Raw genomic sequence first — 20,844 nt, forward strand, 5'->3', positions numbered from 1 at the left:
CGGTGGCAATAGCGGAGGGGAAACACCTGTTCCCATTCCGAACACAGAAGTTAAGCCCTCCAGCGCCGATGGTACTGCACTGGCAACGGTGCGGGAGAGTAGGTCGCTGCCGGAAGGCTTTTTTATTCTGCCCCCACTTTTATTCTGCTCCCACTATTGCAACGGCTTCGAGCAAGGTGTATACTCTAAATGCCTGAAACCGAGGGTTGACTGGACCAGCAAACCCGCTCCTTATTCGGAGTTCTTGCCTCCACACGTAGCCCTGAGGACACGGCGAATACGGCCCTTGAGGGCTACATTGGTAAGGAGGTTTCTTTCATGTACCAGGACAAGACCCTCGTGTGCAGGGACTGCGGTCGGGAGTTCACTTTCACCGCAAGCGAGCAGGAGTTCTTCGCGTCGAAAGGATTTGAGAACGAGCCCAGCCGTTGCCCGGCGTGCCGGGCGGCTCGGAAGCAGGCTAACCGTGGCGGTCGTTTCGGTGATCGCCAGGAGCCTCGCGAGATGTATCCGGCCATCTGCTCCAACTGCGGAGCTGAAACCACCGTCCCGTTCAAGCCGCGCAACGACAAGCCTGTCTACTGCGCCGAGTGCTTCCAGGCAATGAGAGCCAGGCGGTAAACAGCGAGCCGGGCTGCTGCGCTCACGATCAATGGAATCCGGGCCTTGGGGGAGCCCGAGAGGGCTCGAAGGGCCGGATTTCGGAGGTTGCGGTTCGAAGCCTGAAAGAAAACGCAGGGGACCCGCGTCATGCGACGCGGGTCCTTTCCTTCCCGTCAGTAGCTCTCCCGCAACCCCGTGACCATGTAGATGACCCGCTCGCCAATGTTTGTGGCATGGTCCGCGATGCGTTCCAGGAACCTCGCAACGAAGAGGAGGTTAGCGGCCTGGCTGCTCGTCGTCGTGTCGGAGCTGTTCACGATGAACCCCATCAGCTCGTCGAAAAGCTCCTCGTAGATCCTGTCTACCTGGTCGTCGGTGGCACACGTCTTGCGGGCAAGGTCGGGGTCTCTCGCCACGAAAGCATCAAGGCAGCCCTTGATCATTCCTGTGGCGAGCTCGGCCATTCTGGGGATGTCAACCAAGGGTTTTATGAGAGGCTGCTTGCCGATGCGGACGGCGATCTCCGATATGTTCACGGCATGGTCTCCCATGCGCTCCAGGTCGGTGATCACCCAGATAGCCGTGGCTATCATACGTAGGTCGCCCGCCAGAGGCTGCTGTAACGCAAGAAGCTTGAGGCACTGCTCTTCAATGGAGAGCTCGAGATCGTCCACGCGCTTGTCGTTTTCGATGATCTGCCTGGCGAGATCCACGTCCTGGTGCGCGAGGGCTTCGATGGCGAGGTGGACTGCTTCCTCAACCGTGCTCCCCATCATTAGGATGTTCTGCTTCAGGGCACGAAGCTCCTGTTCGTATGCCCGTCTCGTCACCCTTGACACTTCCCCTCGGTCTTCAGCCAGTGTTGCGCAGTGTCGCGCGTGCTTACCGCAGTGTCGCGTGCTCACAGGGTCCGCTGTCTCAACCAAACCTGCCCGTTATATAGTCCTCCGTGCGCTTGTCGCGCGGTCGCTCGAATATCTCTTTCGTCTCACCATATTCTATAAGCTCACCGGATAAGAAGAACCCTGTCTTGTCAGATACTCGCCCCGCCTGCTGCATGTTGTGGGTGACGATCACTATCGTGTAGTCCTGCTTGAGATCGGTCATGAGATCCTCGATCTTTGCTGTCGATATGGGGTCGAGCGCCGAACACGGCTCATCCATCAGGAGCACCTCGGGTTCTACTGCGAGCACTCTCGCAATGCACAGCCTCTGCTGCTGCCCGCCTGACAACCCCAGCGCAGAGTCCTTCAGCCTGTCTTTCACCTCGTCCCACAACGCCGCGGCCCTGAGGCTTCGCTCAACAATGTCGGGAAGAGTGGCTTTCGTCGCGAGTCCGTGAATGCGCGGCCCGTAAGCCACGTTATCGAACACGGACATGGGGAACGGATTGGGTCGCTGGAATACCATGCCCACTCTCTTGCGAAGTCCCACCAGGTCAACACCGGGCCCGTAAATGTCCTGTCCGTCGATGGTGACACGCCCCTCGATTCTCACGCCAGGGATGATATCGTTCATACGGTTCAGAGTGCGGAGAAACGTTGATTTGCCACACCCCGACGGCCCGATCAACGCTGTTATCTTCCGCTCCTCGATGGAAATGGATATGTCCCTGAGAGCGCGAAAGGAGCCGTAGAACAGATTAAGTCGCGAAGTCACTATTTTCGGCAGTAGTGCGCCCACACGCCCGCGTCCGACCGCCGGGCTCTTGCTCTTGTTCGAGCCCTGCCTTGTCTCTTGTTCATGCGATGCGATCTCCAGGACAAGCCTTGAGGTCACCGGACGTTTTTCCCTCCCCCTCGCGTTGCGCCTTCCGAGCCTGTTTGGGCGAGCTTGCTCGAGCCGCAGGTCGTCACAAGGCCCATTGTGACATATCCCTGTTGCTCCCGTGTTGTGCCTGCGTTAAGCGTTATTGCGCCGATGTTAAATCGGGGTTAACCATGACCCGCCCGTCCGTCACCCGGCAGCCGGTGCCCGGTTCGCTTGCGGAGGCCGGAGCCGAAGCCGAGGACCGGCCGTGGAGGCCCAGGCGCGACTTAAGCGTTGGGCAAGGTGAATGAAAACGTGGACCCCTCTCCTGGCGTGCTCGCTACCCATACCCGACCGCCGTGACGCTCGACTATGTGCTTCACGATGGCGAGTCCCAGTCCCGTCCCTCCAAGCTGGCGCGACCTCCCCTTATCCACCCGGTAGAATCGTTCGAATATCCTCGGCAGATGCTCAGGCGGGATCCCGATGCCTGTGTCGCACACGTCCACACGGGTCGCACCGTCCTCCTGACGCGCACGAACTTGCACCTGCCCGCCCTCAGGGGTGTACTTCACCGCATTATCCAGGAGGTTTACGAAAACCTGGACGAGGAGAGCCTCGTCAGCGGGCACGGGCGGCAGGTCTGGGCTTATCTCCACGGAGATGTGGATGTTCCGTTGGAGAGCCTTGCCTTGGACTATCCCGAGAGCGGCTTCGACCACGGCCTGGAGCGACACGGGGGTCTTCCGAACCTCCGTGCCCCTTGACTCGAGTTTCGACAGCTCCAAGAGATCGGATATTATCTGCGCCAGCCTGTCCGTCTCACGACTGATGATGCCCAGGAACCGTTCAAGGGTCGCCCTGTCGTCCATGGCCCCCTCGAGGAGGGTGTCCACGAATCCCTTTATGGACGTGACAGGCGTACGAAGCTCATGGGACACGTTGGAGACGAAATCCGTGCGGATCTGCTCGAGCCGCCTGACCTCGGTTACATCATGGAGCACGGCCACCGCGCCCGTCACGGCCCCATTGTTGCCCTCCAATATCGGCGCTGAGAGCACGCCGATGGTTGCCGGGCGTGGGTTCCTCAACTTTATCTCGCGGGTGTCGGCCTCGCCGCGCATCGCGGACTCGAGCGCCTCCGCGAGGTCGTGGTTGCGGACTGCCTCGAGGACGTACTTTCCGAGCGCTCGCTCTTCAGAAACGCCCAGCATCTCACAGGCGGCGCGGTTCACCAGAAGGATCCTCCCGTATGGGTCGACGGCGATGACGCCGTCTGCCATCGCCGCGAGGATCGTTTCCATGCGGTTCTTGCGTTCGGCAAGCTCGCTGATGCTACGCTCGAGTTCAGAAGCCATGTGATTGAAGGCCGCGCCAAGCTGGCCCAACTCGTCAGGGCTGCTGACACGGATCTTGCGCTTGAAGTTCCCGCGCGCTATCTCCCGCGCTGCCTCGGCCATATCCCGCAAGGGATTGCCGATGCTTCTTGCCAACAGCACGCTGAGGCCCGCCGCCATGAGCGCGACGAGGACGCTTACCTGGAGGATGAGCCGCCTTATGATTCCCGTGAGCCTGTCTACTTGCGAGAGGGGCATCGCCAGCCTCACGAATCCTATGACCCTGCCGCCGTCCCGAGACATCACAGGCATCGCCACGTACCTCAGGCGTGCGCCAAGGGTGGTGCTGTAGCGCACAGCCGTGCCAGTCCCGGTCTTGAGCGACTCGAGGACCTCGGGCCTAGTGGCATGCCCCTCCATAGTGGCGGGATCTTCCTCGGAATCTCCGAGCACCGCTCCATTCGAACTCATGATCGTCACCCGGAGACCAGTTTTGCTGCCGATGTCGTCGGCGACGCGGTCCATGACGTCCATGCCGCGCCCGTTCTCAAGGTCCGGCCGGACGAGCTCTGAGAGCAAGAGGGTCTCGGCCCTCATCTCCTGGTCAAGCCTGGCGATGAAGTAGCCTTGGATGGATCTCGTGAGGCACACGCCGATGATGAGCAGGGACGAGAAGACGACGATGAGATATGTGAGGGTCAACCGCCTGCGGTATCCGGCAACCATCGTGGCGTCTCAACTCCCTTCGTGGGCTACAACGGTGGCTGGACCGGCCTAAGTGTCGTCCCTGAAGCGGTAGCCCACGCCGTGCACGGTCTGAATGTACGCGGGCCGTGAGTCGTCTTTCTCTATCTTCTGTCGCAGGCGCCTTATGTGCACGTCCACGGTGCGCATGTCCCCCTCATAGTCGTACCCCCACACTTTCTCAAGGAGCGAGTCTCTCGTGAGGACCTTCCCTTTGTTGGCCACGAGGACCCGGAGGAGCTCGAACTCTTTCGGCGTGAGCTCCGTCCGCACGCCTCGCACCTCGACCTCGAACCGTGCTGTGTCGATAACGAGGTCTCCCACGCGCATGCGCTCGTGTGTCTCGCCCTCGTGCGTTTCCTTGAGGTCCATCTCCCGTCTGCGAAGCAACGCCTTCACCCTCGCCACAAGCTCGCGCGGACTGAAAGGCTTCGTGACGTAATCGTCGGCGCCCACGGAAAGCCCTAGCACTCTGTCGAACTCCTCGCTCTTTGCCGTGAGCATGAGGACGGGTACGTTGGTCTCGCGGCGAAGCTGCTGGCACACCTCTATGCCGTCCACTCCGGGGAGCATCAGGTCGAGAATGACGAGGTCGGGTGCTTCGCCGCGCGCGCGCCGGAGACCCTCCTCGCCGTCGGATGCAGTAATGACCGTGAAACCCTCCTTTTCGAGGTTAAACCGGACCAACTCAAGGATTGGAGGTTCGTCATCAACCACGAGTATCTTCTTGGCCATGGTCCACCCTCCGTTCCATATACGTTCGCGTGCCGGGCCGCGCTCGCGTCCTCGCAGCGTTTCTCATGCTGATTATAACTTTGGACGGGTTCGGGCGCCAGCGCGATAGCGCGACCGCCGCAGGGAACGAAAGGGAACGTGAGAAGTACTTATGGTATAATGACTGTGGCCACGAATCCTGTCGAGGGGCCTGATGTTCCGGGGCCCCGACATCGTGGCATGGCGAGCGTGCCCCGGCGACGTCGGCCAGGCCTTTAGGAGTAGGAGCCCCAGCTGACGAGCCATGCCTCCGAGCTGTGTCGACAGGCCGCGCTCAGCTCACTAGGGGCGTCGATGGCCTTGTTCGCACGGCCGGGCGCGCAGATGAGCGCAGATGACTATCTGGCCCGACGCCTGACGGCCAAGGGCGCGGGAGGACGCCGTTTGTGAACGTCGTCACAACTATTAAGGGGAAATGCAAGAGCTGTTATGCGTGCGTGAGAAACTGCCCCGTGAAGGCGATCAAGGTTGAGGGCGGCCAGGCGACCGTCATGGAGAACCTCTGCATCGCATGCGGGTACTGCGTGCGCGTGTGCGCCCAACACGCCAAGCATATCAAGGAAGACCTGCCGGCGGCGCGGGAAGCGGCCCGGTCTGGTGAGGCCTACGCTATGCTGGCGCCCTCCTTCGTGGTGGAGTTCGCGGGCGAGTTTCGTCCGGGACAGGTCGTGGAGGCGCTCCGACGAGCGGGGTTTGCCGGGGTCTACGAGGTAGCGTGGGGGGCTGAACGCGTTACGCAGGAGTACATCAGGCTGGTCCAGCAGGAAGGCCGCCGCGGTATCATCTCCACGCCGTGTCCCGCCGTGGTGAACTTGGTCGAGGCGAAATTCCCAGAGCTCTTGCCCAGGCTTGCCCCGGTCGTTTCGCCGATGGTGGCTGCGGGACGGATGATAAAACGAGTGCACCCTGGCGCCCGCACTGTCTTCATTGGCCCTTGTGTTGCGAAGAAGAGCGAGATCGAGGACCCCGAGGTTGCTGACGCCGTTGATGTCGTGCTAACCTTTGCCGAGCTCAGGTCGCTTTTAACCGATCTGCCAGTCGAGGTGGAGTCCCTTCCCGACTCAGATTTTGACCAGCCGGGCGCTTACCTCGGGAGGCTGTATCCTGTGGCCGGCGGCCTTCTCCGAAGCGCTGCGTTCCACGCGGACATTCTTGAGAACGACATCATCACGGTGGAAGGGAAGGACAACTGCATAGAGTTCCTGGAAGCCCTGAAGCGCGGGCGGGAGTGTCCTGAGTTCGTAGACATGCTCTTCTGCGAGGGGTGCATAAACGGGCCCATGATTACGAGCCCGCTGCTCGGGTACGCGAGGAGACGCGTGGTTGTGGATTTCACCAGGCAGGCGGAGCGGGAGCGGGCGGAGCGCGGCCTCGCAGCGCAGGCTGCCGGCTGCGCGGCCATCACCGCGTCCCACCCATCGTTTCCGCCCATCGAAGCCAGGCGCTTTTTCCGGCCGAGGAACATAGTGCTTCCCACGCCCACCGAGGCCGACATCCGCCGCATACTGAAGGAGCTTGACAAGACCCGGCCTGAAGACGAGCTAAACTGCGGAGCGTGCGGGTACAACACGTGCCGCGAGAAAGCCGTCGCCGTCTTCCAAGGGCTCGCCGAGAACAAAATGTGCCTACCGTATCTGATAAAGCAACTCGAGCTCCACAACAGGCTGCTCGCTGACTTGAAGGCGTACCACGAAGACATCGTGCAGAGCATCACCGAGGGCATCGTGGTGGTGGACCGCAACATGGTCGTCACAAGCTTCAACGATGCTGGAGGGCGCGTGAGCCGCCAGGCGGCCGCCGAGGCGATCGGGCGCAGCATATTCGAGGTCTTGCCCGCCTTGAACACCCCGGAGTGCAGACGCGCCTTCGAGGAGGCGGTCGCTCGCGGGGTGCCGACCGAGATCGGGGAAGTTACTTACCTTCTGAGAAAAGCCGGGGATGGGGACACGCGTCGCGCCCACGGCGCGTCCCTCGAGGCCAAGGAGAAGGTCATCGTCAACCTCAAAGTGAGCCCTCTCAAGAACTCCAGCGGCGAGGTGTACGGGGCCGTCCTTTTGAGCGATGACATCACCGAAAGGCGGAGGCTCGAGGGTCAGCTCATCCAATCCGACAGGCTTGCCGCCCTGGGGCAACTCGCCGCCGGGGTGGCCCATGAGATCAACACCCCGCTTACGCTGATATCAGGATACACGGAGCTACTGGTAGGCATGCTCGGCGCGGATGGCCCTGGCGCGTCCTATCTCAAGACCATCGCGGAGGAGGCTGATAGGATCGCCGAGATAGTGCGGAGCCTCCTCAGCTTCGCCAGGCCAGCCGCGACGCCCTCCGGCAAGTGCAAGGTCAATGAGACCGTCGAGAGGACTCTCAAGATATTCGGCGGCCAAATGGCCCACAAGGGCGTTGAGGTTAAGGTCGACCTCGATGCCGCGGACCCTGAGGCCGCGATCGATGTCGGGGAGCTGCAACAGGTGCTGCTCAACATGGTGCTCAACGCCATCCAGGCTATGCCTCACGGGGGGCTCCTCACGATATCCACGAGAGCATGCGCGCGGCCTGGAGCCAGCGACCTTTCCGCAGGCAACGTCCATGAGAGCCCGCAGATGGCCCCTGAGAACGGGCGGTCGGTCGTGGTGGGGGGCGGTCGGCGCGGCGGTGCTGGCGCAGCCAACGTGGTGCCGCTGGCCAATGGCGACACGGTGGAGATCGTCATCGCCGACACGGGTTGCGGTATTCCCGAGGAGAACCTCGGCAGGATATTCGACCCATTCTTTACCACCAAGGAAGTGGGGAAAGGCACCGGCCTGGGGCTCTCCATAAGCTTCGGCATAGTGGAGAAACACGGCGGGTTTATCCGAGTCGAGAGCGAGGTTGGCAAGGGCACGACGTTCACGGTGACCCTGCCGGCCTCCACGAGGGAGGCGTGATGTCCGTTGGCTGGCGGCACGGTGCTGGTGGTTGATGACGAGGAGAAAATGTGCGAATTCTTGCAGCTTGTCCTCGCTCAGGACGGGCATCAAGTGGTGTGCGCCTCAAGCGGCGAGCGGGCCCTCGAGGAGATAAGGTCCGGTGACGAGATCGACGTCATCGTGACCGATCTGATGATGCCGGGGGTCACCGGCATGGAGGTTCTCGAGGAGGCCAGGAGGTCGCTTCCCGATACGCCGGTCGTGGTCATCACCGGCTATTCCACGGTCCAGAACGCGGTGGAGGCCATGAAAGCCGGGGCGTTCGACTATCTGCCCAAGCCCTTCAAGGTGGACGAGGTTAGGCTCGTCGTGAAAAAGGCGCTGGAGCGGCGGGAGATCGCACTCGAGAACCGGAGGCTCCGCCGTGAGCTCCAGTCGATCAGGGAGAGGTCCAGCGACATCATAGGTGCAAGCCGGGAGATGCAGGCCGTCTTCAAGCTCGTGGAGAAGGTAGCGAGGACCGATGCCACCGTGCTCGTCCGGGGCGAAAGTGGAACGGGCAAGGACCTCATCGCACGGGAGATCCACCGTCAGAGCCTCAGAGCCGCGAAACCGTTCGTCAGCATAAACTGCGCAGCGCTTCCCGAGACCCTGCTCGAAAGCGAGCTCTTCGGCCATGCACGGGGGGCGTTCACGGGCGCGGTCTCGACCAAACGCGGGCTCTTCGAGGAAGCCGACGGCGGCACGGTGTTCCTGGATGAGATCGGTGACGTGAGCCTCGCGCTCCAGGCGAAGCTGCTCCGTTTCCTTCAGAGCAAGGAGTTCATCCGGGTGGGAGAGACGTCGGTGAGGCGTGTGGACGTGCGAGTCATCGTTGCGACAAACAGGGACCTCGAGGAGGCCATAGAGCGCGGGGACTTCAGGCGCGATCTTTACTACCGCCTCAACGTGATCACCGTCCATCTGCCGCCTCTCCGTGACCGGCGGGAAGACATACCGCTCCTCGCGAAGCACTTCGCCAGGAAGTACGCGTCGAGCCTCCTCAAGGGGCCAGTGACCTTCTCCAAAGAGGCCATGGCCGCCCTTGTCGCGTACGACTGGCCTGGGAACGTGCGGGAACTCGAGAACGCTGTGGAACGCGCTGTCGTCCTGGCCGAGGGCAGCGAGCTTTCGCTGGAGGACCTCCCGGACGAGATCGTCCGGAGGGTGAGCGGCCGCGCCGGCGCGGTTGGAGCCGGGGATGATGCCGCGGCTGGGAAGGGCACAAGGGGAACGGGGACAGAGACGGCGACGGGGCCAGAGGCGGCGGCTCGCGCTGTGGGCGCCGTCAGATTCGACGAGGCGGTCGACTCCTACAAGCGCGAACTCATAGCAAAGGCACTGGAGCAGGCCGGCGGCGTCCAGGCCAGGGCCGCGGAGATCCTGGGGCTGAAGAGGACCACCCTGAACGAGATGATGAAGAGGCTGGGAATGACGCGTCCGGACACCCGCAGGCGACCTGGCCCGGCAGACGCAGCCAAGATTTTGGACGAATGAGCCAACACTTTGGACATCACGGGGCCTTCATGGGCCTGCGCCGCGCCGGACCACGTCTGTGACAGGCCTGTGAGAGACCTAGAAACCCGCTCGGGACGTTGCTCTGAGGCGATCCCGGCGGGTTTCGCGTTTTCCGCGGAGATGGTTGGCACGCAACTTGCTTCAACCCCCTGGCGAAAAGCGACCGGCGGCGAAACAGGACGGCGCCACGACGGCAGCACGGGTGATGGCAATGGGACCGTGAGTGAATGCCACGGTGTCTTGCCTGGGGATGGCTGCGCGAGAGGGCGCTGAAAGTCGGCGGCCGATTGTGAAGTAAGGCACAAAGGAGGGACCCGGCATGTCGGCGGTGGCTCTCAAAAGGGAGGCAGCGCTCCGTGATTCGGCCCCAGATGTTGACGAAGACCTCCGGGCTGAGTACGAGAAGGCCATGCAAGAATACGGGCTTTCCTATCCGGACGGCACGTGGTTCAAGCGCGCCGCCCGCCTCGAGCGGCAGATCCGCGAAGCCCGCATGGAAGCGAAGTTTGACGAGAACTAAGACGGCCGGCGCGACCCAACATTCGCCCCTGCAGTCGACCGAACGTCACAAGGCTGTGGGTGTCCTGCTCCGGGCGTCTGCGCCCGGCCGGACCCGCTGACGGGGAGAATTCCCAAGCGAGGTTCGATTGGGTGGCGAGTGACCGATGTTTCCGAGCCGACCAACACGGTAAGGAGTGAGAGAATGATGAGCCCGTTCTGCCGTGCTCACATCCTGGTGTGCGCGGGTGCCGGGTGCGTGTCCTCGGGCTGTCAGGCTGTGTACGAAGCCCTCATGAGCAACCTCGAGACCGAAGGGGTCCTCGGCGAGGTAAAGGTCATTCAGACCGGCTGCGTGGGATCGTGCGACCTGGGCCCAGTGGTTGTGGTTTACCCGGAAGGCACGTTCTATCAGCGAGTCCGTCCCGAGGACGTTCCGGAGATCGTGCGTGAGCACATCGTGAAGGGCAGGCCCGTGGAGCGCTTGCTCCATAGGAGCGCCGACGGAACCCTGGCGCCGAACTTGGCCTCGATTGATTTCTTCAAGAAGCAGGTCAAGGTGGTCTTGCGTAACTGCGGGGTCATAGACCCCGAGAACATCAACGAGTACGTAGCGCGCGATGGCTATGAGGCTCTCGCACGGGTCCTCACCGACATGGAGCCCAGGGAGGTCATCGACATCGTCAAGAGATCGGGCCTCAGGGGACGCGGCGGAGCGGGATTCCCGACCGGTTTGAAGTGGGAATTCGCCGCGCGCGTGAGGGCGGACCAGAAATACGTGGTTTGCAACGCAGACGAAGGAGACCCTGGCGCGTTCATGGACAGGAGCGTGCTTGAGGGCGACCCGCACAGCGTGATAGAGGCCATGGCAATAGCGGGCTACGCCATCGGCGCGAACCAGGGCTACGTATACGTGCGGGCAGAGTACCCGCTGGCGGTGGCACGGCTTTCGCACGCCATCCGGCAGGCTCGCGAGTTCGGTGTGCTGGGCGAGAACCTCTTCGGGTCCGGTTTCGACTTCGACGTCGAGATCAGGGTAGGGGCAGGAGCCTTCGTGTGTGGCGAGGAGACGGCCCTCCTCGCGTCCGTGGAAGGCAAGCGCGGCATGCCTAGGCCGAAGCCGCCGTTCCCCGCGAACGAGGGCCTCTGGGCGAAACCGACCGTTATCAACAACGTCGAGACCCTCGCGAACATTCCGCCCATCATCCTGCGGGGCCCCGAGTGGTTCGCGAGCATCGGCACGGAGAAGAGCAAGGGAACGAAAGTCTTCGCGCTCGCTGGCAAGATAAACAACACAGGGCTTGTGGAAGTGCCCATGGGGACCACGCTGCGGGAGATCGTGTACGAGATCGGCGGTGGGATACCCGGTGGGAAGGCCTTCAAAGCCGCACAGACTGGCGGGCCTTCAGGTGGTTGCATTCCCGCGGCTTTCCTCGACACGCCCATGGAGTACGATACACTGGTGAAACTGGGCGCCATGATGGGGTCGGGGGGCCTCATCATCATGGACGAGGATACCTGCATGGTGGATATCGCTAGATTCTTCCTGCAGTTCACGCAGGACGAGTCGTGCGGGAAATGCGTTCCGTGCAGGGAAGGGACGAAGGTGATGCTTGACATCCTGACTCGCATCACCGAAGGAAAGGGCCAGCCGGGGGACATCGAGACACTCGAGGCTCTCGGCAACACGATAAAGAACACTGCGCTTTGCGGGCTGGGCCAGACCGCTCCGAACCCCGTGCTAAGCACCATCAGATACTTCAGGGACGAGTACGAGGCTCACATCTACGAGAAGAGATGCCCCGCGGGCGTGTGCAAGGCGCTCACGCGCTACCGCATAGACGCGGACAAGTGCAGAGGGTGCGGGCTCTGCGCGAAAGCGTGTCCTGTCGGCGCCATCAGTCTCGCGGAGGCTGAGGCCGAGGAGACCGCTGCGAGGGCGGCATCCGCGGGTGGCGCTGCCGCCGGTCACGCCAGGAAGCGCAGGGTCTATGCTATAAACACTGACCTATGCCAGGGATGCGGGGCGTGCGCGAGCGCGTGCCGTTTCCAGGCGGTGGTGAAGAGGTGAAGGCGATGAATACCGCTCTGCCGCAAAAACAGGCTGAAGCTCACAGCACGGGGGCGCCGGAGCAGGCGCCAGCGCCCGCTCCAGCTTCAACTCCGGTCGTCGCCCCGTCCCCCGCGCCCGCGAAGGTGGTTAGGCTCACCATAGACGGGCAGGAGGTCGAAGCGCGCGAGGGCGAGACCGTGCTCGACGCAGCGCGACGGGTAGGCCGAGACATACCTACGCTGTGCTACCACCCTGCGGTCGGCCGCATCGGCTCCTGCAGGGTCTGCGTAGTGGAGATCGAGGGGGCGAGAAACCTTCCCGCATCGTGCGTGACGCCGGTAGCCCAGGGCATGGTGGTGCACACCAACACGCCTGCGGTGCGCGAGGCGCGCCGCACCGTGGTGGAACTCCTCCTCGCGGCTCACCCCCACGACTGCCTCAAGTGCGAGAGGAATGGGCGGTGCGAGCTTCAGAACCTCGCGATGCGTCTAGGCATACGGACCGCGAGGTTCAACAGGGAAAGGGAACACAGGGAGCCTGACGCATCCAGCCCGGCGCTGGTACGCCAGCCGGACAAGTGTGTCTTGTGCGGGCGCTGCGTGAAGGTGTGTAACGAGATTCAAGCCACGGGCGTGCTTGGCTTCGCGTACAGGGGCACTCGTTCATGTGTCACGCCCATGTTCGAGCACGGGCTTGGGGAGTCCAAGTGCGTGTCGTGCGGTCAGTGTGCTAAAGTTTGCCCGGTTGGAGCAATAAGCGAGAAAGAGGAATGGGACCGCGTTCTGGATGCGATCGCCGATCCGAATCTCCATGTTGTCATTCAGGTCGCTCCTGCTGTGCGGGCTGCCATTGGGGAGGAGTTCGGAATCCCCGCGGGCACGGCGGTTACCGGGAAACTCGCCACGGCGCTCCACCGGCTTGGATTCGACGCGGTGTTCGACACCCAGTTCACGGCGGACCTCACGATTATGGAGGAAGGCCACGAGCTTCTGGAGCGCATGAAGTCCAGGGGCAGGCTGCCGCTCATCACCTCGTGCAGTCCTGGATGGGTGAGGTTCTGCGAGACGTTCTTCCCGGATTTCCTCGAGAACCTGTCGTCGTGCAAGTCGCCCCAGCAGATGATGGGAGCTGTAATAAAGACTTATTACGCCAAGAAGGCGGGGATCGCGCCGGACAAGATCTTCAGTGTTTCGGCCATGCCGTGCACCGCGAAGAAGTACGAATGCGCGCGGCCGGAGATGAACGCCTCTGGCGTGCGCGACGTCGATGTCGCCCTCACCACGCGGGAGCTCGCCCGCTTGATCAAGGCTGCGGGCATAGACCTTGCCAGCCTGCCTGACGGGGAGTTCGACCCTCCGCTCGGCATCTCCACGGGCGCCGGGACCATCTTCGGCGTGACCGGGGGCGTGATGGAGGCGGCGCTGCGCACGGTCTCCGAGGTCGTCGCGAAGAGATCTGCGGGCAAGGCGGCGGGCGGCGGTAAGCTGGAGTTCGTCGAAGTGCGCGGCCTTGAGGGCATACGTGAGGCCGTCGTTGACCTGGGCGGGCAGCAGGTTCGTGTCGCAGTGGCGTCCGGCCTTGGGAACGCCGCGCGACTTCTCCAGAGGATTCGCGATGGCAAAGCATCATATCACTTCGTGGAGATCATGGCTTGTCCAGGCGGGTGCATCGAGGGTGGGGGCCAGCCGAGGTCGGGCGACCCCGAGATCGCGGCGAAGAGGGCCAGCGCCGTGTACGCCGAGGACGGGCGCATGAAAGCCAGGCGGTCCCATGAGAACCTTGCGGTGCGAAGGCTGTACGAGGAGTTCCTGGGCGAGCCGGGCAGCGAGGTCGCACACCGGCTTCTCCACACGACGTATCACAGTGTGGAGGAAGCCGCCCAAGTGGCGAGCGCCAGGAAGGAGGCCATGTGACATGTCGGCAGCGCAGACCAAGCAGACGAAAGACAAGCGCGCCCGCCTCGAGGTCGCACCGAAGCCGGGCGAAGCTGGCGGGACCGCTTGCAAGTGTCAAGGGAAGCTCCCGGACGATAGGTACGGCATTCTGGATGACATCATCGCCAAGCACAAGGACGTCCCTGGATCACTCATACCCGTGCTTCACGAAGCTCAACAGCTCTTCGGCTGCCTTCCGGAAGACGTGCAGACCCGGATCGCGAAGGGCCTCGGAGTGCCGGAGAGCGAGGTCTACGGGGTCGCCACGTTCTACTCGCTTTTCTCGCTTCGCCCGAAAGGTAAGTGGACCGTGAACGTGTGCCTCGGCACCGCCTGTTACGTAAGGGGCGCTGCGGCGTGTCTGGAGGCCGTAAAGAAGGAGCTCGGCGTGGACATCGGCGGCACCAGTCGTGACGGGCTTTTCACGCTTCAGGCCGTGAGGTGTCTCGGTGCGTGCGCGCTTGCCCCGGTGGTCATGATCGGCGATACGGTGTTCGCACGCGTCAAGCCCGAGGACATTCCGAGGATACTTGCGGAGTACGCCGCTAGTCATTCCAGCGAGTCAGCCGCGAGCTAGCCCGGTCGTATACTCTACCAGATAAATCAGACATCACCGCTCCCACGCTGTGAGAGACCCCGGTAACCCCGCCGGGGTCTCTCGGATCAGGGTCCGGGTTTCCTGATCCCGACCGCGATCACTCGGTCTCGGCTGCGAGCACGGTGTTGCAAAGCGGCTGAATGACTCGGGTAACAGGCCTTTTAGTAGGCCATTTCTCAACTCGGCCGCGCTCCTAGTGCGATGCGGCAAAATGGGCTTGGGGGAATGTTTTCGGGTACTGTGGAACTTGGAGGCTTTGGCAACGTTACAATCATCAGGGGAGATTAGCCGAATCTTGGCTGGCATCCGAGAAGGGCCGTCCTTGAGTTGGGGAGAAGGATTTGCTACAATTGGAGCAACATATAAGCCCGGGGGGAATTTCGCCATGGATTTCGATGACAAGTTCGGGCATGTTGCTCTGACGTTCGATGACGTCCTTCTGGAGCCAGCCTACTCCGAGGTGATGCCGGGGGAGGTGGACGTATCGACGAGGCTGACCGCGAGGATCCGCCTAAATATCCCGCTTGCGAGCGCCGCCATGGACACCGTGACCGAGGCGAGGCTCGCCATAGCGATGGCGCGCGAGGGTGGCATCGGCGTCATCCACAAGAACATGTCAATCGAGCGCCAAGCGGGCGAGGTGGACAAGGTAAAGCGGTCGGAGCACGGGATCATCGTGGACCCGATCTTCCTGGAGCCCCATAACCTTATACGGGATGCTCTCGCGATAATGGAGCGCTACCACATTTCCGGGGTGCCCATCACGAAGAACGGCAAGCTTGTGGGGATACTCACCAACAGGGACCTTCGGTTCGAGACCAACTACGACCAGCCCATCGAGAACGTCATGACCAAGGAGAACCTGGTAACCGCGCCGGTCGGCACCACTCTGGAAGAAGCCAAGAGCATCCTGCAACGCCACAAGATAGAGAAGCTTCCCATAGTCGACAAGAACTTCATGCTCAAAGGCCTCATCACTATAAAGGACATCTTGAAGGCCAAGCAGTTTCCGAACGCCGCCAAGGACGAGAGAGGCCGGCTTCGCGTCGGGGCCGCCGTGGGGACCGTGGGCGCGCTGGAGCGAGCGGGGGCTCTCGTGGATGCGGGCGTTGACCTCCTTGTGGTGGATACGGCGCACGGACATTCCCGCCTTGTTCTGGAAACGGTCAAGGCGCTCAAGGCGAACTTCAAGAACGTGGATGTGGCCGCGGGCAACGTGGGGACGGCCGAGGGTGCCAGGGCGCTCATTGAGGCAGGGGCAGACGCGATCAAGGTTGGCATCGGCCCGGGGTCCATCTGCACTACGAGGGTGGTCGCGGGGATCGGGGTGCCTCAGGTCACGGCGATCTTCGAGTGCGCGCGCGTAGCGAGGGATCATGGTATCCCAGTGATAGCCGACGGAGGCATCAAGTACTCAGGGGACATCACGAAGGCCATTGCTGCAGGCGCGGACGTGGTGATGATCGGCCGGCTTTTCGCGGGCACCGAGGAAAGCCCCGGAGAGCGCGTCATCTACAAAGGACGGAGTTTCAAGGTCTACCGTGGGATGGGGTCCGTGGAGGCTATGAAGGAAGGGTCCAGCGACAGGTATTTCCAGGACACTACGCACAAGTTGGTGCCGGAAGGCATCGAGGGTCGGGTCCCGTACAAGGGTGCGCTCGCAGACACGGTATACCAGCTCGTGGGCGGGCTCCGCGCGGGGATGGGTTACTGTGGCGCGCGCAATATCGCCGAGCTTCAGAGGAACACGAGGTTCATCAGGATGACAGGAGCTGGCTTGCGTGAAAGCCACCCGCACGATATCGTGATAACGCGCGAGGCGCCCAATTACAGCCTGACCGATACAGATGTGGAGGAAATGTAACGACGCGATGTTCCGCTTTCGTTGAAAATGAAAGGAGTGTGACCAGTGCGAATGAGGCGATTGAAATGGGTGATCCTGGGTTTGGTGCTGGTGGCGGTCTCTGTGCTGCCGCAGATGGGGGCGTTGGCGGAGGAGCCGCCTGTGAAGCTCCTCATCAATCCTAACCCGAGCCCTGACTTCAAGGCGGAGATCTGGGTCGACAGGGGCCAAGGGTCTACGTATTACCCTGGGGATCCCATTAGCGTTTACTATAGGGCAAACCGGGCGAGCTATGTCTATGTGTTGGACATCCTTGCCTCCGGGCAACTGAGGTGGCTCGTGCGGGATACATGGGTTCAAGCAAACAGGACCTACACCCTGTCGGGCACGGTCGAGCCGCCCTCAGGAACGGAGTACCTGATCGTGTTCGCTTCCACCCAGAAGCTGCCGCTCAGCGACCTCGAGGAATCCGCCCAATCGGGGCGCGTCTACATCCAGGGCCAGGCGAACATCGTGATCGGCAACATCCAGGCCAAGATACAGATCGTGCCGCAGAAGGCGTGGGTGAGCGGGTATACATACTTCTATGTGGGCGGGAGCTATCCGCCGATCCCGCCGGAGCCCACGCCGGTGCCTCAGCCGGTTCCGCAGCCGCCGGTGCAGCAGTACGGCGCGGTGCATGTATCGAGTTACCCCTCAGGGGCGAGGGTGTTCTTTGACGGTGTAGAAAAGGGAAAGACCCCCGTGTTGCTGCAGAGGGTGCCTCTTGGAAGCCACGAGGTTACGCTCATCCTTTCCGGGTACTACACGTTCACGCGGAAGCTCGAGGTGAAACACGAGCAGACGTATTACGTCAGTACCTCGCTGCGGCGCATTGAGTGAGTGAGTGGCGCGAGCTTCTGGCGGAGGATGCTGGATGTCCCCAGTGACTGCCGACTTGCGCGGTCCCGGCGACGGCTTTGCCGGCTTTGGGTGGGCCGAGATAGGATGGCGCGGGGGATCCAGCGGTCTCCTGGCGACACACTCGATACTTGGTGGACTTAGTGGACAGCCCGGGCGGGCCGTGCCGCCCGGGCTGTCGATGTCCGCGCGTGGCAAGGGCCTTCCAGGGGTGGTATAATATGAGCGGCTGAGCGGAGCGCAAATCAAGGTCGGGGCGGAAGGCAGGCCAAACGGAGGTGGGTCAAACCAAGTGGAAAGCGTGCACATAGCGCATATCGGTGAGCACGAGGGCGAAGAGGTACAGCTCCGGGGCTGGCTCTATAACAAGAGGTCCAGCGGGTCGGTGCTGTTTCTAATCGTGCGGGACGGAACCGGTTTCATCCAAGTGGTCGTGGTGAAAGGCCAGGTGCCCGATGAGGACTTCGCCGCGGCCGACAGGCTCACGCAGGAGTCGTCGCTCGTGGTGCGGGGCTCCGTGAGGGCTGACCGGAGGGCACCGGGCGGGTATGAGATCTCCGCCTCTGGCGTCGAGGTCGTGTCGCTTGCCGAGGAGTATCCCATATCGCTCAAGGAACACGGTGTCGACTTCCTGATGGATCACAGGCACCTGTGGCTCCGCACCCCGAGGCAGGTCGCCATCATGCGGGTGAGGAACGAGGTGGTCAAGGCGATCCGCGATTTCCTCGACGAGCGCGAGTTCGTCCTTGTAGACGCGCCGATCCTCACGCCATCGGCGTGCGAGGGCACGACCACGCTCTTCGAGACTGATTACTTCGACACCAAGGCGTATCTCACACAGAGCGGCCAGCTCTACATGGAGGCCGCCGCCATGGCCCTCGGCAAGGTGTACTGCTTCGGGCCGACCTTCCGGGCCGAGAAGTCCAAGACCAGAAGGCACCTCACCGAATTCTGGATGGTTGAGCCCGAGATGGCCTGGGTTGATCTGGATGGCAACATGAGGCTCCAAGAGGAACTCGTGAGCTACGTGGTGCAGCGCGTGCTTCAAAGAAGGGCGAGGGACCTCGCCACGCTCGAGCGCGACACTTCGAAGCTGGAGAAGGTGGAGCCGCCTTTCCCGCGGATCACGTATGACGAGGCTTGCGACATCTTGCGCAAGCACGGGGTAGAGTTCGAGTGGGGCAACGACTTCGGCGGCGGCGATGAGACCGTCCTAGCGGAGCAGTTCGACCGCCCAGTGTTCGTCCATAGATACCCCACGGCCTGTAAGGCCTTCTACATGAAACCCGACCCGGGCCGGCCCGACGTGTGCTTGTCGGCCGACCTTCTCGCGCCCGAGGGGTACGGCGAGATAATAGGGGGCGGGCAGAGGATAGACGATGCTGGCCTTCTTGCGCAGCGCATCGAGGAACACAAGCTTCCGGCGGAAGCGTACAAATGGTATATGGACCTCCGCCGGTACGGCTCGGTGCCGCACTCGGGATTCGGTCTCGGCGTGGAGCGGACCGTGGCCTGGATCTGCGGCCTCGACCACGTGCGCGAGACAATTCCCTTCCCGAGGCTTCTTAATAGGATCTACCCGTGAGGTGAACGACATGAGGGCCCCAGGAAACGTCCCCTCCTCGCGCGTCCGAGCTCTGGCTGCGTGCGTCATCGTTTTCCTGGCGCTGGTTATGACCGGGTCGCCGCAGGCCCCGGCTCTGGCCATGGCTGGGACAGGGTCGGTTGCTGTCATGGGGAACGACGGCGACCTGGCCGCCGGCATTGGATACATTGAACGCGGGATGTTTGAGGAGGCCGCTGCCGCGCTCTCGCGCGCGATCGCGGAGAGCCCCGACGCGCCCGAAGCGCCCGATGTGGCAAAGGCCTTTGATCTCCTCGGCTACGCGACGTGGTGCATGGGCCGGGAGGAGGAGGCTTTGGCCGCATTCCGTCAGAGCCTGCAGCACGCCGCCGACGCTCGCGAACAGTTCCGCGCAAGGGTCGGCGCAGGGCAGGCGCTGCTGGACCTGGGAAAGGTGGAGGATGCCTGCTGCGAGTTCGAGGCTGCGCTCGAGGTCGCAACGGGGCCGGAGGATCTCGATGTTGCGTACACGCTTCTCGGCATAGCAAAGTTCGAGGCAAACGACACGGTCGGGGCGGCGGAGATGTTCTCCCGCGCGCTGGAGGCCTTCCCGCAGGACCCGGTGGCCTCGGCCTACCTAGAGAAGCTTTCGTTCGGCGTGCCCATACACTTCGGAAGCGTCAGAGAGGCGCTTCAGAAGGCGGCCCTCGCCCTCGGGGGGCGCCCGGGCGGGGCTGCCGCTGCGGCACTACCACTGGCCGAGGGTGACGAGGACGGGGTCGCGGGAGATGTCATGGGCGCCGCGGATTCCGCGGGAAGTCCCAGCAGTGAAGCGGACATGAACGGCGCGCCTGCGCTCTTGAGCGGTGTGCTGCTCATAAACGGGGGAGCTTCGTATGCCACGACGTCGCAGGTGAGACTCATGCTAGGCGTGGACCCGGCCGTTCCTTTGCGGGGGTTCTTCCTTGCCGTGGGCGACGAGCCGTTCAGGTGGCATGACTGGAGGTCCGCGGTCATAGAGTGGTGCCCGCGCGGCGAGGTTAAGGACGGGAAGACCGTCATCAAAGCGGTCTATTACGCTGCCGGCACTTCTGCGCCTGGTGGCGGCACGAGCGGCGGCGGAGCAGGGATGGCCGCGCAGGGCGCGTGCGTGGCGGAGGCTTCCATCGTGCTGGACCGAGAGCCGCCTTGGGGCTCGCTTGAGATAAACAGCGGGGCGCGCTTCACCAACGAGACACGGGTTAGCTTGCGGTTACAGGCGAATGACCGCACGAGCGGCGTGCTCAACGTGTCCATGAGCAACGACGGTGCCACGTGGAGTGCGTGGACCATGTACCAGCTCACGAAGGACTGGGACGTTCCGCCGGGCGACGGTGTCAAGAGGGTGTACGCTCGGTTCCAGGACAGAGCGGGGAACGTGTCCGCGCCAGTCTCGGCCCGGATCGTGCTAGATACGCGTCCCCCGGGCCTGTTGTGGGTTCGCGTGGCCGCCCTCGGCGCGACAACGGCTGACATCGCGTGGACGACCGATGAGGATTCGGATTCCGCGGTCGAGTACGCCGAGGACCAGGATGCGGGGCGGAAGTCGACCACGGTGCGAGACAAGGACATGACTATGCTTCACCATATCAAGTTGGATGGCTTGAAGCCTTCGACCAAGTATAGGTTCAGGGTTCTGTCTCGAGACGCGGCGGGGAACGTCGCCGTCTCCCGGGTGCTCGAGTTCTCCACAAAAGCGGCGAATGCTGGGTCGTGAGCGTGCATGGTCCACGGTCCCGAGCATG

General features: G+C 62.7%; 15 protein-coding genes and 1 rRNA gene. 12 read left to right on the plus strand and 4 right to left on the minus strand.

Annotation, left to right across the window (positions count from 1 at the left end; translation table 11 throughout):
* Positions 1 to 115, plus strand: a 5S ribosomal RNA gene (rrf, locus tag GX515_09535); the annotation flags it as partial.
* Between the two features lie 203 nt (positions 116 to 318).
* Positions 319 to 621 carry a zinc-binding protein gene (locus GX515_09540; GenBank protein ID HHY33237.1) on the plus strand — a complete coding sequence of 101 codons (303 nt, stop codon included), beginning with the start codon at positions 319 to 321 and terminating at the stop codon, positions 619 to 621.
* Positions 622 to 776: 155 nt separating this feature from the next.
* Here the strand turns inward: GX515_09540 and phoU are convergent, their stop codons facing one another.
* The 4 genes from phoU to GX515_09560 all read right to left on the minus strand — a co-directional run bounded on the left by phoU (position 777) and on the right by GX515_09560 (position 5,168).
* Complete coding sequence (gene phoU / locus GX515_09545; protein ID HHY33238.1) at positions 777 to 1,433, minus strand: phosphate signaling complex protein PhoU; 657 nt, start codon at positions 1,431 to 1,433, stop codon at positions 777 to 779.
* Positions 1,434 to 1,521: 88 nt separating this feature from the next.
* Positions 1,522 to 2,274 (minus strand): phosphate ABC transporter ATP-binding protein, encoded by a 753-nt coding sequence (locus GX515_09550; protein ID HHY33239.1) that lies wholly within the window; start codon positions 2,272 to 2,274, stop codon positions 1,522 to 1,524.
* 365 nt (positions 2,275 to 2,639) lie between these two features.
* Positions 2,640 to 4,415 (minus strand): phosphate regulon sensor histidine kinase PhoR, encoded by a 1,776-nt coding sequence (gene phoR / locus GX515_09555; GenBank protein ID HHY33240.1) that lies wholly within the window; start codon positions 4,413 to 4,415, stop codon positions 2,640 to 2,642.
* A gap of 48 nt (positions 4,416 to 4,463) precedes the next feature.
* Positions 4,464 to 5,168 (minus strand): response regulator transcription factor, encoded by a 705-nt coding sequence (locus GX515_09560; GenBank protein ID HHY33241.1) that lies wholly within the window; start codon positions 5,166 to 5,168, stop codon positions 4,464 to 4,466.
* 425 nt (positions 5,169 to 5,593) lie between these two features.
* On the opposite strand from GX515_09560, the gene GX515_09565 reads away from it, so the two are divergent.
* The 10 genes from GX515_09565 to GX515_09610 all read left to right on the plus strand — a co-directional run bounded on the left by GX515_09565 (position 5,594) and on the right by GX515_09610 (position 20,816).
* Positions 5,594 to 8,131, plus strand: a complete 2,538-nt coding sequence (locus GX515_09565; protein HHY33242.1) for a PAS domain-containing protein — start codon at positions 5,594 to 5,596, stop codon at positions 8,129 to 8,131.
* Positions 8,132 to 8,179: 48 nt separating this feature from the next.
* Positions 8,180 to 9,649: a sigma-54-dependent Fis family transcriptional regulator gene (locus GX515_09570; protein HHY33243.1), complete on the plus strand. Its 1,470-nt coding sequence runs from the start codon at positions 8,180 to 8,182 to the stop codon at positions 9,647 to 9,649.
* 340 nt (positions 9,650 to 9,989) lie between these two features.
* The gene (locus tag GX515_09575; protein ID HHY33244.1) at positions 9,990 to 10,190 is read left to right on the plus strand and encodes a hypothetical protein; all 201 of its coding nucleotides are present in this window, start codon (positions 9,990 to 9,992) and stop codon (positions 10,188 to 10,190) included.
* Positions 10,191 to 10,376: 186 nt separating this feature from the next.
* Positions 10,377 to 12,239 carry an NADH-quinone oxidoreductase subunit NuoF gene (gene nuoF / locus GX515_09580; GenBank protein HHY33245.1) on the plus strand — a complete coding sequence of 621 codons (1,863 nt, stop codon included), beginning with the start codon at positions 10,377 to 10,379 and terminating at the stop codon, positions 12,237 to 12,239.
* 5 nt (positions 12,240 to 12,244) lie between these two features.
* Positions 12,245 to 14,134 (plus strand): 2Fe-2S iron-sulfur cluster binding domain-containing protein, encoded by a 1,890-nt coding sequence (locus GX515_09585; GenBank protein HHY33246.1) that lies wholly within the window; start codon positions 12,245 to 12,247, stop codon positions 14,132 to 14,134.
* Position 14,135: 1 nt separating this feature from the next.
* Positions 14,136 to 14,732 (plus strand): NAD(P)H-dependent oxidoreductase subunit E, encoded by a 597-nt coding sequence (locus GX515_09590; GenBank protein HHY33247.1) that lies wholly within the window; start codon positions 14,136 to 14,138, stop codon positions 14,730 to 14,732.
* Positions 14,733 to 15,138: 406 nt separating this feature from the next.
* Positions 15,139 to 16,617, plus strand: coding sequence for an IMP dehydrogenase (gene guaB, locus GX515_09595; protein HHY33248.1), 1,479 nt, complete (start codon positions 15,139 to 15,141; stop codon positions 16,615 to 16,617).
* Positions 16,618 to 16,662: 45 nt separating this feature from the next.
* The gene (locus GX515_09600; GenBank protein HHY33249.1) at positions 16,663 to 17,478 is read left to right on the plus strand and encodes a PEGA domain-containing protein; all 816 of its coding nucleotides are present in this window, start codon (positions 16,663 to 16,665) and stop codon (positions 17,476 to 17,478) included.
* A gap of 310 nt (positions 17,479 to 17,788) precedes the next feature.
* Positions 17,789 to 19,081, plus strand: coding sequence for an asparagine--tRNA ligase (gene asnS, locus GX515_09605; GenBank protein ID HHY33250.1), 1,293 nt, complete (start codon positions 17,789 to 17,791; stop codon positions 19,079 to 19,081).
* 10 nt (positions 19,082 to 19,091) lie between these two features.
* The gene (locus GX515_09610) at positions 19,092 to 20,816 is read left to right on the plus strand and encodes a tetratricopeptide repeat protein (GenBank protein HHY33251.1); all 1,725 of its coding nucleotides are present in this window, start codon (positions 19,092 to 19,094) and stop codon (positions 20,814 to 20,816) included.
* Positions 20,817 to 20,844: the final 28 nt, after the last annotated feature.

The sequence above is a fragment of the Bacillota bacterium genome (assembly GCA_012842395.1).
In the GTDB taxonomy this organism is placed as follows: Bacteria; Bacillota; SHA-98; order UBA4971; family UBA4971; genus UBA6256.

What these genes read in the sequence shown, in the direction of transcription:
- GX515_09540 (HHY33237.1), top strand. Translation starts at nt 319, where the DNA reads ATGTACCAGGACAAGACCCTCGTGTGCAGGGACTGCGGTCGGGAGTTC.
- phoR (HHY33240.1), bottom strand. Translation starts at nt 4,415, where the DNA reads ATGGTTGCCGGATACCGCAGGCGGTTGACCCTCACATATCTCATCGTC.
- GX515_09560 (HHY33241.1), bottom strand. Translation starts at nt 5,168, where the DNA reads ATGGCCAAGAAGATACTCGTGGTTGATGACGAACCTCCAATCCTTGAG.
- GX515_09570 (HHY33243.1), top strand. Translation starts at nt 8,180, where the DNA reads ATGTGCGAATTCTTGCAGCTTGTCCTCGCTCAGGACGGGCATCAAGTG.
- GX515_09575 (HHY33244.1), top strand. Translation starts at nt 9,990, where the DNA reads ATGTCGGCGGTGGCTCTCAAAAGGGAGGCAGCGCTCCGTGATTCGGCC.
- nuoF (HHY33245.1), top strand. Translation starts at nt 10,377, where the DNA reads ATGAGCCCGTTCTGCCGTGCTCACATCCTGGTGTGCGCGGGTGCCGGG.
- GX515_09585 (HHY33246.1), top strand. Translation starts at nt 12,245, where the DNA reads ATGAATACCGCTCTGCCGCAAAAACAGGCTGAAGCTCACAGCACGGGG.
- GX515_09590 (HHY33247.1), top strand. Translation starts at nt 14,136, where the DNA reads ATGTCGGCAGCGCAGACCAAGCAGACGAAAGACAAGCGCGCCCGCCTC.
- guaB (HHY33248.1), top strand. Translation starts at nt 15,139, where the DNA reads ATGGATTTCGATGACAAGTTCGGGCATGTTGCTCTGACGTTCGATGAC.
- GX515_09610 (HHY33251.1), top strand. Translation starts at nt 19,092, where the DNA reads ATGAGGGCCCCAGGAAACGTCCCCTCCTCGCGCGTCCGAGCTCTGGCT.